Source organism: Kribbella speibonae (assembly GCF_004331375.1).
Taxonomy (GTDB): Bacteria; Actinomycetota; Actinomycetes; order Propionibacteriales; family Kribbellaceae; genus Kribbella; species Kribbella sindirgiensis.
The window spans coordinates 1,759,344-1,772,963 of sequence record NZ_SJKC01000001.1 but is presented as its reverse complement, the minus strand read 5'-3'; the positions used below and the strand labels follow the sequence as shown (position 1 = coordinate 1,772,963).

Below are 13,620 nucleotides of genomic sequence, written 5' to 3'. Positions count from 1 at the left end.
CGGCCGGTGCGCAACCGTTCTGCGCACCGGCCGGTTCGTCATGCCCGGAATTCGGTACTGCGCAGTCTTGGTGACACAAGAAGGCGGGCCCCTCCGAGTATGAGTCGGAGGGGCCCGCACAGCTGAAGGAAGGTGACGTCTCCAGCTTCCCGATACGGGTCCGTGGAGGCCGGCAGACCCCGTCACCGGTCTACCTCGGTGGGGATCCCCACCGCGAGGGCCCTCGGTTTCCGTTCGACCCGCCGCTCCGATCGAAGCAGCGTGTCGACATTTCTACCGCTGTCGGCAGGCCCGGCACAACCCTTTCCAGGCAACAGTTTCGGTCGTCCACAGTGATACCGCAACCATCCACAGAAACCGTCCGAGTTATGCACACCCCCTGTGCATAACCCCCTCAACCCTTGGGCGGTTTGACTGCCATCGGGTGCAGGAGCCGGTACCCGGTGTACACGCCGAGCACACTGACCACCAGAACGGTGGGGACGGCGACCGCGAGTGGTGGACGGTGGTAGCCGATGTTGTTCAGCGCGTCCGCGAGCCACTGCGCGACGAGCAGGAACTCGGCCGCCGCCGCGGGCACGAGAGCGAGCGGCAGCAGCAGGATCCCGCGCCAGACGCCGAACCGGACGAACGTGATCCCGAGCAGCCAGCCCGTCACCTCGTGGGCGACGATCATCAGGAAGAACTCCGCGAACACCAGACCGACCTGCGACGTACTCGTGAACAGGTGCGGGTTGGTCAGTTTGTCCGGCCAGCCCTGCGAGGCGTACAGCAAGTGTTCCACCTGGTAGACCAGCACCCACACCAGCGAGGTGGCCGCCGCGGCGCCCGCGAGATAGATGCCTGCGGCAACTGAAAACATCCGGCGGGTGATGCCCTGGGAGATCAGCAGCGCGAAGTACGCCGGGGTGACGGTAATGCCGAGGGCCATCGAGAAGTACTTCGGTGACTGGGTTCCGTAGTCCCACGCACTGGTGGTGACGCCGTTGGACAGGAGCTGGAACACGACCCCGATAAGGAACAGCGCGAAGACCATGACCGCCCAGTACCCGAGCAACATCGGCCGGAGACCGATCACCAGCGACCACAGCACATGCTTGAGCCGATGCCGGTCGGTGACACCACGAGGCAGCGCCCTGGTCTGGACCGCCGTACTCATGACTTGACCCCCGTGAGGTGGACGAACAGATCCTGCAGGCCGACCGGGCCGATCTCCAGACCGGCGGCGGTCGCCTGGGCGAGCAACGCCGGGTCGAGGTCGCCGAGGACCGTGGTCGACTTCGTACCGCCGAGTCGCTCCTCCGCGAGCACCGTGAAGCCGGCGGTGAACTCGTCGACCGCCGCGGCCGGACCGACGATCGAGGCGCCACGGCCGCGGAGCGCGTCCACCGGGGACTGCGTGACGAGGCGGCCATGGTCGAGGATCACGACCTCCTCGAGCATCGCGCTCACCTCGCTCACCAGATGGGTGGACAGCACGATCGTGCGCGGCACCTCGGCGTAGTCGGCGAGCAGCATGTCGTAGAAGAGGTTCCGGGACGGGACGTCCATCCCCAGGTAGCTCTCGTCGAAGATCGTCAGCGGGGCGCGGCTGGCGAGGCCGAGGACGACGCCGAGCGCGGACTTCTTACCGCGGGAGAGCTTCTGGATCTTCTTGTTCAGCGGGACCTCGAAGCGGTCCAGGAGGTCGCCGGCGAGGTCCGCGTCCCAGTACGGGCGCAGCGCCGCGGCGAGCCCGACCGCGTACTTCACGGGTACGGCATCCGGACGGTCACCGGCCTCGCGGATCAGGCACACCCGGCTCGTCACGACCGCGTTCTCGTACGGCTCCTGCGCCGTACCGAGGTCGCCGCCCTCGATCAGCACCCGGCCTTCGTCCGGCCGCCGGAAACCGGCCAGCGTCGCGGCGAGCGTGCTCTTCCCGGACCCGTTCCGGCCGAGCAGCCCGTGGATCTTGCCCGGCGCGAGCCGCAGATCGAGCCGATCCAGCGCAGGCACACCAGCGAACCGAACCGAAAGATCCTCGGTCCTCACAGTCAGGGCGGCGGTCATCAGGCTTCTCCGTACGAACGAATGTGCTGGAGGATGTCTTTCAGGGGGATGCCGATCGCCTTGGCCTCGCGGATCATCGGGTCGACGACGTCGGCGAAGAACGAGTCGCGGCGGCCGGTGCGGAGCAGGTCGCGGGCGTTCGGCGCGACGAACATACCGATGCCGCGTTTCTTGTAGAGGACGCCGTCGTCGACCAGCTGGGCGAATCCCTTGGCGGCGGTGGCCGGGTTGATCCGGTAGAAGGCGGCGTACTGGTTGGTCGACATCACCTGCTCGTCCTCGGCCAGCGCGCCGGTCACGATGTCGTTCTTGATCTGCTCGGCGATCTGCAGGTAGATCGGACTCCGGTCGTCGAACACCACTCCACCCCCTTCCTTGGTTCGTTACCTGAGTAACGAACCATAGCACCCTTGGCGGGTCAGCCTCCGGCGGAAGCTTGGGCCTGCTGGAGTGACTTCTTCAGGGCCGGTACGACGGGACCGACGCGGACTGCGAGTTGGGCAAGGCGATCCTTGTGCCGGGTCCGCTGGTCCTTCGTGACGACCGTGCGGAGATCCGCTGTAGATGCCAGTACGACGATGGCGGCGTCGCGGAGGTCGACGCGCGAGACCAGGCGGGACGGTCGGAGGGTGTCGCGGGCGCTCTGCAGGATGTGGCGGCGTACCAACGGGTGGCGCAGCGTGATGCGGGCCGACGGGAAGAGGCCGAGCACGCGGTACGGCTCGACCCTGATCAGATGCGCCCGAGCAAGCTCGTCCCGAACCTGACGAACGGTCACCCCACCCCGCCGATCAATCCAACGCCGCCACCGCCGCGGCCCCACCGCCCGCAATTCCGCAAGCACCCCACCAACCACCGGATCCACCGGGGCCGACGCACGCGTTGTGAGGCGGGCTCGGCCGTTGTCGTCATCCAGGTGTCCGCTGAGTTGCAGGTCGACCAGGATTGCCGCGCGGAGCAGCTTCCCCAGCTTCGAGCGGGCCGTCAGCCGGCCGCGCTCCGGGTCGTAGGCCAGCAGAAAAAGCCTTGCCGCCAAGGAATCCGGGCCCGCCGCGTTGCCGAGCGCAACTGTCTTCCGAGGCCGCGCCGGCTGCCGGGCCGACGTCGAGCGTTCCGGCCGCCGCAGCGGCGTCACCACAGCTCTACTCATCGTTGTCCTCCTTGGACGGGCGGCCCGGACCACGCTGTTTCGTCACACCGCTCGGCAGCCGGCCGGCGTCGGCCAGCGCGCGGCGGAGCAGGAACTCGATCTGGGCGTTCGTGCTGCGCAGGTCGTCGGCCGCCCACCGGGCGAGCGCGTCATGCACCGCGGGATCCAGCCGAAGCAGGATCTTCTTCCGTTCGACAGGCACCGCTAGCTCACTGGTAGAGGGAGCCGGCGTTGACCACCGGTTGCGCGTCGCGATCGCCGCACAGCACCACCAGCAGGTTGCTGACCATCGTCGCCTTGCGTTCCTCGTCGAGTTCGACGACCTCGTGCTCCGACAGCCGGTCCAGCGCCAGTTCGACCATGCCGACCGCCCCTTCGACGATCCGCTGCCGGGCTGCGACGACCGCACCGGCCTGCTGGCGGCGCAGCATCGCCTGGGCGATCTCCGGCGCGTATGCGAGGTGCGTGATCCGGGACTCGATCACCCGGACACCGGCCGCCTGCACCCGGGCGCCGATCTCCGCCGACAGCGTCTCGGTGATCTCGTCGGTGCTGTCCCGCAGCGACATCCCGCCCTCGTCGGTGTGTACGTCGTACGGGTAGCTGTTGGCGATGTGCCGGACGGCGGTCTCGGTCTGGATCGCCACGAACTCGACGAAGTCGTCCACCTCGAACATCGCCTGCGCGGTGTCCTCGACCTGCCACACCACGACCGCGGCGATCTCGATCGGGTTGCCGTCGGCATCGTTGACCTTGGCAACGGCCGTCTCGTGGTTGCGGATCCGGGTCGAGACCTCACGCCGCGAGGAGATCGGGTTCACCCAGCGCAGACCGTCGGTCCGGATCGTCCCGGCGTACCGCCCGAGGATCTGCAGCACCCGGGCCCGCCCCGGCGAGACCGGGGTCAGTCCGGCCGCGAGGATCAGCGCGGCCAGGAACACCAGGATCCCGAGCGTGATCAGTACGCCGTTACTGTTCCCGGCGCCGACCACGAACACCAGCACACCAACGACCGCGAGCACGAACGCCAGCGCCGCCATCGGCCACCCGTTCAGCTCCCGCCCTACCCGCTCGGTCACCTTAGGCGCCGGCATCTCCACCGCGACATCCACCATCACAAGCTCCTCTCGAATAGCTCCAAGGTAGCAAAGTGATATCATATTTACAAGACACCTCTCGTGGGTCCACCCATCAGATGCCGGGTTTGCGTCCGGGATCCTGGACGCAAACCCGGCATCTGGGACGTCAACCCACGAAACGCGGGAGGTCAGGGCAGGCGGGTGGCCAGCGATTCCAGGTGGGATTGCCAGAGGGCGGAGTGGGAGTTCGGGAGGGGGTCGATGGCGGAGGGGCCCCAGGCGTGGATGGGGCGGATGCCGTGGAGGGCGTTGACGAGCCAGGCCTCGGTGGTGTTCTGCAGGGCGTCAGGGGTGAGCGAGTGCTCGGCGACCTCGACGCCCTGGGAGGCGGCGATTCGGCGGAGCAGTTGGGCGGTGACCGAAGGGAGCAGCGGGCGGTCGGGCTCCGGGAAGCAGAGGGCGTCGTCCTCCCACCACACGACGGCCGAGTACGCCGCCTCGAGCACCGTCCCGTCGGCGTCCAGCAGCAGGATCTCGTCGGCGCGGTCGGCCGCGGACTCCTTCAACTTGCCGAGCAGTTCCAGATCCGGCCCCTTCACCCGCGGAGCCGTCCGCGGATCCGGTCCGTCGTGTACGGCGACCCGCACCCGGCCACCGATCGGCGGCGCCGGCCGCAACTGCACCGCCAGCTCCCCCGGCGCCTTCAGCTCGAACCGCGGGAACCACCGCCCGAACCCGGGCAACCGCCCGATCTGCTCGTCCCAGAACCGCTCCGCAGCCACCCCGGCCGCGGCACACGACCGGACGAACCGGTCCCGGTGCAGCTCCAGTCCCCGGACCTTGCCATTGGCAACCAGAAACGAATCCGCCACCAACAGTTCCGTCATGCTCCCCCACCCATTCTCTGTCCGCCGACGGCAGCCGTTGCCTTCAGCACCATTTCGTCGTACTCCGCGACCGGGTCCGAGTCGAGCACGATCGCACCCCCGGCCCCGATCACGGTCTCGTCCGGTGTCAGTACCGCCGTCCGGATCACCACACTCAGGTCCGCACGCCCGTCCACGGTCAGGTAGCCGAGCGCACCGGAGTACACCCCGCGCGCGCTCTCCTCCAACGCGTCGATGATCTGCATCGTGCGGATCTTCGGCGCGCCCGTCATCGATCCCGGCGGGAAGCACGCTCGCACGGCGTCCACCGCGGTCACCCCGGACCGCAGCCGCCCGCGAACGGTCGTGACCAGCTGATGCACGGTGCGGTAGCTCTCGACCTGCATCAGCTGCGGCACGTTCACGGTCCCGGGCACGCTGACCCGGCCGAGGTCGTTGCGGATCAGGTCGACGATCATCAGGTTCTCGGCGCGAGTCTTGTCGTCCTCGGCCAGCGACTTCGCCGCGAGCTGGTCCTGCGCCGGGTCGAGGTCGCGCGGCGCGGTCCCCTTGATCGGCCGGCACTCGGCCCAGCCGTCCGCGTCCACGGTCAGGAACCGCTCCGGCGACGAGCTCGCCACCGCGAGATCGCCGTACCGCAGGAAGGCGGCGTACGGCGCCGGATTCGCGGACCGCTGCCACCGGAAGAACTCGAACGGGTCCTGGACCGCGGGCAGCCGGACCCGGTTCGTCAGGTTGACCTCGTACGTCTGGCCTGCCTCCAACTCGGCCAGAACCTGCGCGATCCCGGCCAGGTACGTCGCGCGGTCCTGCTCCAGGTGCTCCTCGAGGTCCAGCCGGGAGATCGCGGGGGCGTCGACGCTGCCCATCCACCAGTTCGACGCGGCCTCCTCAGCCCGGTCCAGCCAGTCTTCGCCGTCGCCGAGCGCCACCAGGTACGTGCGATCGTGGTCGTGGTCGATGACGACGAACCGGTTCGCCCAGATCCACAGCGCGTCCGGCGTCGGCGCCTCGTGGGCGGCCGCTCCCCCGGTCAGCGCCTTCAGCTCGTAGCCGAAGTAACCGACATACCCACCGCAGAACAGCCCGTCCAGCTCGGGCGGCGGCTCTGTCTCAAGGGCCGCCAGCAGCTGGTTCAGCTCGGCGAAGACGTCGCCGTCGATCACGTCGCGGGTGAGGACGCCGACTGTCGTCGTACCGAGGATCGAGATGCGACGGGGCAAGCGGTCCGTGAGGCTGCCGTCGAGCCAGTACGCGACCGGCTCGGCGGCCAGCAGCTCGCGGTAGACAGTCTCGCCGTCGAGCGCCCGGTCGAGCGTCCGGATGGACCAGCGCAACGCACTCACAGGCACACGGTACCGAGCCCGAGCCGATTCCAGGGCGCGGATCAGGACGTGGTCAGCGCCACCTTGGTCCGCATCGCGGTGATCCGGCGGATCGGGATCGCGACCTCGAGCCCGTCCTTGGACTCGGCACGGTCCGCGAGCCAGGCCGCCGCGGTGTCCCGGCGGACGTCCGGCGTACCTGGAAGGTAGAGCGCGTTCACCAGCCGCATCGCGTCGTCGCGGCTGTGGATCATGTACACGTACCGCTCGCGCTGGCTCTCCATCACGTCGAACCCGGCGTGCTTCAGCTGATCCTTCAGCTCGGTGATCTCACCACCGGCCGGGAACTGCGGCGTCGACCGCAGCCTCGTGGTCAGACCGCTCAGCGTGCGGATGTCACCGCGCCGCAGCGGCCGGACGGCGGGCACGATCGCGGCCAGTACGCCGCCCCGCCGCAGTACCCGTGCTGCCTCCGCGAGCACGTCCGGCAGCGGCTGCAGGACCATCAGGCCCATCGAGCACGTGACGACGTCGAACACCTCGTTCGCGAACGGGAGGTGCCGCGCGTCGGACTGCACCCGCGGACCGGGCGCACCGGCGAGCTGGGCGGCGTTGTTGTCGACCCCGACGACCCACCGCCCGTACAGCTCGCGCGCCACCGGCCCGTTGCCGCAGGCCAGGTCGAGCACCCTGCGCGCCTCGCCCGAGACAGCACGGACGAGCCAGCGGTACGGCGTGTGATCGCCGGCCACCGCACGGGACAGCAACGCCTCGGTGCTGCCCGGGGCGGCGGTATGGAACTCCCGCAGGTACTGCGGCCAGTCGACAGGATTCTCAGACATCGCGGCCCGACGCTACCGGCAGCACACCCGATGTACCGCATCGGGTGCACTGCGTTAACAGAGAGTTGAACTGTCAGACGCGGCTGACGAAGATGTGGCCCGCGGTCTCGTCGGTGATCACACCGCCGGCCTCGCGGCTCCCGACCAGGACACCCTCGGCGTCCAGGGTGGAGTCGACCTCACGGCCGGGCAGTGCCCCGGCGCGGCGCAGGACCGCCATCGCGAAGTCGTCGGTCTGCACCGGCTCGGCGATCCGCCGCACCAGCACCCGCACGCTCTCCCCGGTGGCCGCGTCGAGCACCTGGTCCAAGGGCTCGACCCCGACCCGGAATTCCCCGATGTCGCTCGCCTGGTGGTCCTTCTGCAGCTCCTCCAGGCCCGGAATCGGGTTGCCGTACGGCGATTCGGTCGGGTTGCCGAGGAGCTTGAGCAGGCGCAGTTCGACCGCGTCGCTCATCACGTGCTCCCAACGGCAGGCTTCGGCGTGCACGTCCTCCCACTCGAGCCCGATCACGTCGACCAGCAGCCGCTCGGCCAGGCGGTGCTTGCGCATCACCCGGGTCGCCTGCTTGCGGCCGACGTCGGTGAGCTCCAGGTGGCGGTCGCCCTCCACCTTGATCAGACCGTCGCGTTCCATCCGCGCGACCGTCTGACTGACCGTCGGCCCGGACTGGTGCAACCGCTCGGCGATCCGCGCCCGCAGCGGCACGATGCCTTCTTCTTCCAGTTCGTAGACGGTCCGCAGGTACATCTCGGTGGTATCGATCAGGTCGGTCACGACAACCATTCTCACCTATTGAGGCAAGCCTTACCCAATTCGGCTGGGTACAGGGGCACGATGAGCACGGTGACAGCGGTGATGTGGTTCCGGCGGGACCTTCGGTTGAGCGACAACCCGGCCCTCCTCGATGCGGTCGCGCACGGCCGCGTCCTCGGGTTGTTCGTGCTGGATCCGTTGCTCTGGGGACGATCCGGCGATCGACGGCGGGACCAGTTGGCCGCGTCGTTGCGCAGTCTGTCCGAGTCGATGGGCGGGCGGCTCGTCGTACGGCGGGGCGATCCGGCGGTCGTCGTACCGGCGGTCGCGGACGAGGCCGGGGCGGCGAGCGTGCACATCAGCGCGGACTACGCGCCGTACGGACAGCAACGGGATCAAGAGGTTGAAGCCTCATTGAACTGTCCGTTGGTGCGCACCGGATCGCCGTACGCCGTGGCGCCCGGGCGCGTGCTGAATCAGCAAGGGCGGCCGTACCAGGTCTTCACGCCGTACTTCAAGGCGTGGCTGGCGCACGGGTGGCGGCAACCGGTGGAGGCGCCGTCGGACGTCCGATGGATCGAGGCGGACAGCGAGGACCTGCCGGAGAGCACGCAGGTCGCGGGTGAGCAGGCGGCCCTCGAACGATGGCGGGCCTACGACGTCGCGGCGTACGACGAGGAGCGGGACCGGCCCGATCTCGACAGTACGTCGCGGATGTCGATCCCGTTGAAGTACGGCGAGATCCACCCGCGGACGATGCTCGCCGACCTGGCCCGCAAACGCAGCGCCGGCGCGGAGGCGTACCGCCGCGAGCTGGCTTGGCGCGAGTTCTGCGCCGACCTGCTGGCGCGGCACCCGCACGCCGCGTGGCAACCGCTGCGTCCGGAGTTCGAGAAGATGCAGTACGACGAACCCGGCGAACTGTTCGACGCGTGGTGCGCGGGCCGGACCGGGTTCCCGTTCGTGGACGCGGGGATGCGGCAGCTGGCCGCGACCGGGTTCATGCACAACCGGGTCCGGATGGTCGTCGCGTCGTTCCTGGTCAAGGATCTCCACGTGCACTGGAAGTTCGGCGCACGTTGGTTCATGAAGACGCTGCGCGACGGCGATCTCGCCTCGAACTCGCTCAACTGGCAATGGGTGGCCGGCTGCGGCGCGGACGCGGCCCCGTACTTCCGGATCTTCAATCCGGTCAGCCAGGGGGTGAAGTTCGACCCCGACGGCGCCTACGTACGGCGCTGGGTCCCCGAACTCCGCGATCTCGACAGCCGGCCCGCTCACGAGCCGTGGAAGCACGGCGGCGCCGACGGTTATCCGGATCCCGTCGTCGACCACGCCGAGGCGCGGGCCGAGGCGCTGAGGAGGTACGAGGCCCTCCGCGCTTGACGCTCGCTTGTCCCATACATCTATAGTGCTAGTTACATAGATGAATGGGGTTATCGATGATCGAGTTCCATCTGGACGGCCGGTCGGGGGTCTCGCCGTACCAGCAGATCGTTCAGCAGGTCCGGAACGCGTTGCGGCTCGGACTGCTGCGGGAGGGCGACCAGCTGCCGACGGTGAAGGACGTCGTGGCGGCGCTGGCGATCAACCCGAACACCGTGCTCAAGGCGTACCGCGAGCTCGAGCACGAGGGCCTGGTGCAGGCCCGGCCCGGCCGCGGCACGTTCGTCACCCGCACCCTCACCGACAACACGCTCGCCGCGCACGGCCCGCTCCGCCAGGACCTCCGTCGCTGGCTGGCCAAGGCCCGCAAGGCCGGCCTCGACGACGAGAGCATCGAGGCGTTGTTCCTGACAACCTTTCGGTCCGCCGCTCAGGAGGACATAGCGTGAACACAGTTCTGCAGGCCCACGGGCTGGGGAAGAAGTACGGTCGGCGCTGGGCGCTGACCGATTGTGATCTGGAGGTTCCGGCCGGGCACGTGGTCGGGCTGGTCGGGCCCAACGGGGCCGGTAAGAGCACGTTGCTGAATCTGGCCGTGGGGATGCTGACGCCCAGTGCGGGAACCGTCGAGGTGCTGGGCGCGCCGGCGGGAGCGCAGCAGTCGAAGGTCGGGTACGTCGCGCAGGACACGCCGACGTACGCGCGGTTGAGTATCGCGGACCACCTGCGGCTCGGTCGACGGCTGAACCCGGCGTGGGACGAATCCCTTGCACAGCGGCGGATCGAGCACCTGAAGCTCGATCCGAAGCAGCGGGCCGGCAAGCTGTCCGGTGGTCAGCGCGCGCAGCTCGCGCTCACGCTCGGACTGGCGAAGCGCCCCGAATTGCTGATCCTCGACGAGCCCGTGGCGGCGCTCGATCCGCTCGCCCGGCGCGAGTTCCTCCAGGACCTGATGGAGGCGGTCGCCGAGCAGGAGCTGAGCGTCCTCCTGTCCTCGCACCTCGTCTCCGACGTCGAGCGTGCCTGCGACTACCTGATCGTGCTGGTGGATTCGCGGGTTCAGGTCAGCGGCGAGATCGACACGTTGCTGGCGACACACTTCCGGCTGACCGGCCCGCGCCGGGACCAGAAGGACCTGCCGCGCGACCAGCACGTCGTGACGGCGAGCCACACCGACCGGCAGTCGACGTACCTGATCCGCACCGGCCAGCCGATCCTGGATCCGGCCTGGACGGTCACCCAACTCACGCTCGAGGACCTGGTGCTGGCCTACATGGGCCGCGACGTCCAGCCCGAGCGACCGGTCCTGGAGGTGCAGCGATGATCTGGCTGACCTGGCGGCAGTTCCGCGTCCAGTTCCTGGTGGTCGCGACCGTGATCGTCGCGGCCGGCATCACCCTCGCCATCACCGGCCCGGGCCTCGCCGACGACTACCGGCGACTGGCCGACTCGTTCATCGAGAGCCTCGGCTTCCAGCGCTTCAACCCCTTCCTGTACGTCGCCGGCCAGGCCCTCCTGTACGTCACGCCGCCGGTCATCGGGGCGTTCTGGGGCGCACCGCTGGTCGCGCGCGAACTGGAGACCGGCACCCACCGGCTGGTGTGGAGTCAGAGCATCGGCCGCCGCCGCTGGCTCGCGACCAAGCTCGCGGTCACCGGTGGCGCCGCGATCGCGATCACCGGGCTGCTCAGCCTCGCGGTGACCTGGTGGGCCGACCCGATCGACAAGGCGATCAACGCCGGGCAGGACTCGAACACCTACCTGCCCCGGATGTTCCCGCCGGTCTTCGCCGCCCGCGGCCTGGTCCCGATCGGGTACGCCGCATTCGCCTTCGCCCTCGGTGTCGCGCTGGGCCTCGTGATCCGCCGTACCGTCGTCTCTCTCGCGGTCACGCTCGCAGCCGTGATCCTGATCCAGATCGTCACGCCGACGCTGATCCGGCCCCATCTGCTGGCGCCGACGGACAATTACCTCGTCGCGAGCGCGGAGAACATCCGGGGCTTCGGCCTCAGCGGAGACGGGCCGAGTCCGACAGTGAAGGAGCTGGAGGTCGCCACCGGAGCGGTCGGTGCGTGGAAGCTGTCCGACGACACCGTGGACAAGTCGGGCAAGGCGCTGAGCACGTTGCCCGACTGGGTCATCAAGTGCGCGCCGGCTCCGCCGCCCGGCCTGTCACAGCAGCCGAACAGCGATGCCGACCGGACCGCCTGCTTCCAGCGACTCGCCGACGAGGGCTACCGGCAACACGTCCGGTACTACACCGCGAACACCTTCTGGGACCTGCAGTGGCGTGAGTTCGGGTTCTTCCTGGCGCTCGCGGTACTGCTCGGCGGGTTCAGCTTCTGGCGGATCCGGCGCGACCTCTCGTAAGACGCCGTACCAGCAGGGCTGCGGCGAGGACGGCCGCGGCGACGACCGCCGACGTCCACGGGAGTGTGACCGCGAGGACGACGCACCCGGTCAGGCCGATCACGTTGACGGCGCGCGGCCAGCGACGCTGATCGGCCGGCTGGGTGAACGCGGACGCGTTCGCGATCGCGTAGTACAGCAGGACACCGAACGACGAGAAGCCGATCACGCCGCGCAGATCGGTAGTGAGGACCAGGACCCCGACCACCGCGGCGAGCGCGAGCTCGGCGTGGTGCGGGACCTGGTAGCGGGGATGTACGGCGGCCAGCCAGGTGGGCAGGTCGCGGTTGCGGGCCATGGCGAGCGTGGTGCGGCCGATGCCGGCGATCAGCGCGAGCAGGGCGCCGAGGCTGGCGAGGGCGGCACCGATCCGTACGACCGGTACCGCCCAGACCGCACCGACCCCGTCGACCGCGGACGCGAGGGGCGCCGTGGTCGACGCGGGGTCGCCGGTCCGCAGCAGCGCCAGCGCGACCGCGAGGTAGATGCCGATAGCAATGACCAGGGCGATCAGGATCGCTCGCGGGATCGTCTTCGCCGGCTCCCGGACCTCCTCGCCCATCGTGGCGATCCGCGCGTAGCCGGCGAACGCGAAGAACAACAGTCCCGCCGACTGCAGAACGCCGTACGGCGAGGTGCCGGCCGTCTCGTGATGCCGCGGGGCGGCTGTGAAGAGGACCATGAGCACTAGGGCCAGCACGATCAGGGTGCAGGTGACAAGGATTCTGGTGAGGCGTGCTGTCCTGGTCACACCTCGGTAGTTGACGGCTGCCAGCGCTAGGACCGCTGCGAGGGCGATGAGGCGCCGCAACCAGTTGATGTCGGTGACATAGGTTGCGAAGGTCAGCGCCATCGCGGCGCAGGACGCGGTCTTGCCGATCACAAAACACCAGCCGGCGGCGAAGCCCCACCACTCCCCTAGGCGCTCACGTCCGTAGACGTAGGTGCCGCCCGACACGGGGTAGACCGCAGCCAGCTGCGCGGACGACACTGCGTTGCAGTAGGCAACGATCGCGGCGATCAGCAGGCCGACCAGCAGCCAGGACCCAGCCACCTCCGCAGCCGGCGCCCAGACCGCGAACACCCCGGCGCCGACCATCGACCCGAGCCCAATGACAACCGCGTCTCCAACCCCCAACCGCCGCGCCAGCCCTGGGGCGGCGGGGGTGGTGGCGTCGGGGGTTGGTGCGGGCATGTCAGTTGCCCGCCGCCATGGCCGTCGCGATCTTGGCCTCGGCATCGGCGACATCCTCCTTGAGGGCTTCGGGCATCAGGTCTGCCCACAGCGGGAGCATTTCACGGCGTGCCTCCAGCATCCCCAGCGGACGCGGGTAGAACCACACGTGGAAGTGCGCCGAGCCGTCGCCCCAGCGGTAGACGTGCACCCGCGCAATGTCGCCGAGTGACAGGATCGCCCGCTCGATGCGTGCGACCACTGGGCCGTAGCTCTGCGCGACCTTGTCCGGAAGGTCGGAGAACGAGTCGTGGTGCCCCCGGCTGGCCAGCCACACCACGCCCGGGATGGTGACCCCGGTAGCGCGGCACAACGCCCAGTCGTCGTCGTACCAAAGCGGCGGTTCGTGCTCCGAGTTCTCGAAGTCGGCGAGCCAGTCGCACAGCCCGCAGTGCGGCCCGCCGGGTTCACCGACGCGGGGCGGTTCGGGGATCACCCGCGGCTGCGGCTCGAGACGGACCAGCGGTTCGGCGTACGGAAGTGTCATGGCGGTCTCCGG

16 protein-coding genes are annotated in these 13,620 nt (G+C 69.1%); 4 read left to right on the top strand and 12 right to left on the bottom strand.

Going from position 1 to position 13,620, the window contains the following annotated elements:
- Window positions 1-394: 394 nt before the first annotated feature.
- The 10 genes from E0H92_RS08905 to E0H92_RS08860 form a co-directional block, all read right to left on the bottom strand.
- Window positions 395-1,159 (bottom strand): hypothetical protein, encoded by a 765-nt coding sequence (locus E0H92_RS08905; RefSeq protein WP_131495916.1) that lies wholly within the window; start codon window positions 1,157-1,159, stop codon window positions 395-397.
- A complete protein-coding gene (locus E0H92_RS08900; protein WP_238173351.1) occupies window positions 1,156-1,998 on the bottom strand; it encodes an ATP-binding cassette domain-containing protein in 843 nt (280 codons plus the stop codon). The genes E0H92_RS08905 and E0H92_RS08900 overlap by 4 nt, the downstream gene beginning before the upstream one ends.
- A 53-nt stretch (window positions 1,999-2,051) precedes the next feature.
- Window positions 2,052-2,411 (bottom strand): GntR family transcriptional regulator, encoded by a 360-nt coding sequence (locus tag E0H92_RS08895; RefSeq protein WP_130385074.1) that lies wholly within the window; start codon window positions 2,409-2,411, stop codon window positions 2,052-2,054.
- 59 nt (window positions 2,412-2,470) lie between these two features.
- Window positions 2,471-3,202, bottom strand: coding sequence for a GOLPH3/VPS74 family protein (locus tag E0H92_RS08890; protein WP_131495914.1), 732 nt, complete (start codon window positions 3,200-3,202; stop codon window positions 2,471-2,473).
- A complete protein-coding gene (locus E0H92_RS08885; protein WP_131286092.1) occupies window positions 3,195-3,404 on the bottom strand; it encodes a type II toxin-antitoxin system antitoxin in 210 nt (69 codons plus the stop codon). Before E0H92_RS08885 ends, E0H92_RS08890 begins: the two co-directional genes overlap by 8 nt.
- A gap of 7 nt (window positions 3,405-3,411) precedes the next feature.
- The gene (locus E0H92_RS08880) at window positions 3,412-4,317 is read right to left on the bottom strand and encodes an SPFH domain-containing protein (RefSeq protein ID WP_131466132.1); all 906 of its coding nucleotides are present in this window, start codon (window positions 4,315-4,317) and stop codon (window positions 3,412-3,414) included.
- 152 nt (window positions 4,318-4,469) lie between these two features.
- Window positions 4,470-5,168, bottom strand: coding sequence for an aminotransferase class IV (locus tag E0H92_RS08875; protein WP_131495912.1), 699 nt, complete (start codon window positions 5,166-5,168; stop codon window positions 4,470-4,472).
- On the bottom strand, window positions 5,165-6,514 hold the full coding sequence (pabB, locus tag E0H92_RS08870; RefSeq protein WP_131495911.1) for an aminodeoxychorismate synthase component I: 1,350 nt from the start codon (window positions 6,512-6,514) through the stop codon (window positions 5,165-5,167). Before pabB ends, E0H92_RS08875 begins: the two co-directional genes overlap by 4 nt.
- Before the next feature lie 41 nt (window positions 6,515-6,555).
- Entirely contained in the window at window positions 6,556-7,335 is a 780-nt protein-coding gene (locus E0H92_RS08865) for a class I SAM-dependent methyltransferase (protein WP_131286096.1), read from the bottom strand.
- 73 nt (window positions 7,336-7,408) lie between these two features.
- Window positions 7,409-8,122, bottom strand: a complete 714-nt coding sequence (locus E0H92_RS08860; protein ID WP_131466263.1) for an iron-dependent transcriptional repressor DtxR — start codon at window positions 8,120-8,122, stop codon at window positions 7,409-7,411.
- Window positions 8,123-8,173: 51 nt separating this feature from the next.
- Between E0H92_RS08860 and E0H92_RS08855 the strand changes: the two genes are divergently transcribed.
- The 4 genes from E0H92_RS08855 to E0H92_RS08840 are packed head-to-tail and all read left to right on the top strand — an operon-like array spanning window position 8,174 to window position 11,848.
- Window positions 8,174-9,478 (top strand): cryptochrome/photolyase family protein, encoded by a 1,305-nt coding sequence (locus tag E0H92_RS08855; RefSeq protein WP_131495910.1) that lies wholly within the window; start codon window positions 8,174-8,176, stop codon window positions 9,476-9,478.
- 56 nt (window positions 9,479-9,534) lie between these two features.
- Window positions 9,535-9,927, top strand: coding sequence for a GntR family transcriptional regulator (locus tag E0H92_RS08850; protein WP_165549724.1), 393 nt, complete (start codon window positions 9,535-9,537; stop codon window positions 9,925-9,927).
- A complete protein-coding gene (locus tag E0H92_RS08845; protein ID WP_131466121.1) occupies window positions 9,924-10,802 on the top strand; it encodes an ABC transporter ATP-binding protein in 879 nt (292 codons plus the stop codon). The genes E0H92_RS08850 and E0H92_RS08845 overlap by 4 nt, the downstream gene beginning before the upstream one ends.
- Complete coding sequence (locus E0H92_RS08840; protein ID WP_131466119.1) at window positions 10,799-11,848, top strand: ABC transporter permease subunit; 1,050 nt, start codon at window positions 10,799-10,801, stop codon at window positions 11,846-11,848. The genes E0H92_RS08845 and E0H92_RS08840 overlap by 4 nt, the downstream gene beginning before the upstream one ends.
- Here E0H92_RS08840 and E0H92_RS08835 read toward each other — a convergent pair.
- Window positions 11,814-13,082 carry an APC family permease gene (locus E0H92_RS08835; protein ID WP_131495909.1) on the bottom strand — a complete coding sequence of 423 codons (1,269 nt, stop codon included), beginning with the start codon at window positions 13,080-13,082 and terminating at the stop codon, window positions 11,814-11,816. The two genes, E0H92_RS08840 and E0H92_RS08835, sit on opposite strands and share 35 nt — an antisense overlap.
- A gap of 1 nt (window position 13,083) precedes the next feature.
- Window positions 13,084-13,608, bottom strand: coding sequence for a hypothetical protein (locus E0H92_RS08830; protein WP_131495908.1), 525 nt, complete (start codon window positions 13,606-13,608; stop codon window positions 13,084-13,086).
- Window positions 13,609-13,620 lie beyond the last annotated feature (12 nt).

Excerpts from the sequence above, each read along its gene's own strand:
- E0H92_RS08905 (WP_131495916.1), bottom strand. The coding sequence starts at position 1,159 with ATGAGTACGGCGGTCCAGACCAGGGCGCTGCCTCGTGGTGTCACCGAC.
- E0H92_RS08890 (WP_131495914.1), bottom strand. The coding sequence starts at position 3,202 with ATGAGTAGAGCTGTGGTGACGCCGCTGCGGCGGCCGGAACGCTCGACG.
- E0H92_RS08880 (WP_131466132.1), bottom strand. The coding sequence starts at position 4,317 with ATGGTGGATGTCGCGGTGGAGATGCCGGCGCCTAAGGTGACCGAGCGG.
- E0H92_RS08875 (WP_131495912.1), bottom strand. The coding sequence starts at position 5,168 with ATGACGGAACTGTTGGTGGCGGATTCGTTTCTGGTTGCCAATGGCAAG.
- E0H92_RS08865 (WP_131286096.1), bottom strand. The coding sequence starts at position 7,335 with ATGTCTGAGAATCCTGTCGACTGGCCGCAGTACCTGCGGGAGTTCCAT.
- E0H92_RS08860 (WP_131466263.1), bottom strand. The coding sequence starts at position 8,122 with ATGGTTGTCGTGACCGACCTGATCGATACCACCGAGATGTACCTGCGG.
- E0H92_RS08855 (WP_131495910.1), top strand. The coding sequence starts at position 8,174 with ATGAGCACGGTGACAGCGGTGATGTGGTTCCGGCGGGACCTTCGGTTG.
- E0H92_RS08850 (WP_165549724.1), top strand. The coding sequence starts at position 9,535 with ATGATCGAGTTCCATCTGGACGGCCGGTCGGGGGTCTCGCCGTACCAG.
- E0H92_RS08840 (WP_131466119.1), top strand. The coding sequence starts at position 10,799 with ATGATCTGGCTGACCTGGCGGCAGTTCCGCGTCCAGTTCCTGGTGGTC.
- E0H92_RS08835 (WP_131495909.1), bottom strand. The coding sequence starts at position 13,082 with ATGCCCGCACCAACCCCCGACGCCACCACCCCCGCCGCCCCAGGGCTG.
- E0H92_RS08830 (WP_131495908.1), bottom strand. The coding sequence starts at position 13,608 with ATGACACTTCCGTACGCCGAACCGCTGGTCCGTCTCGAGCCGCAGCCG.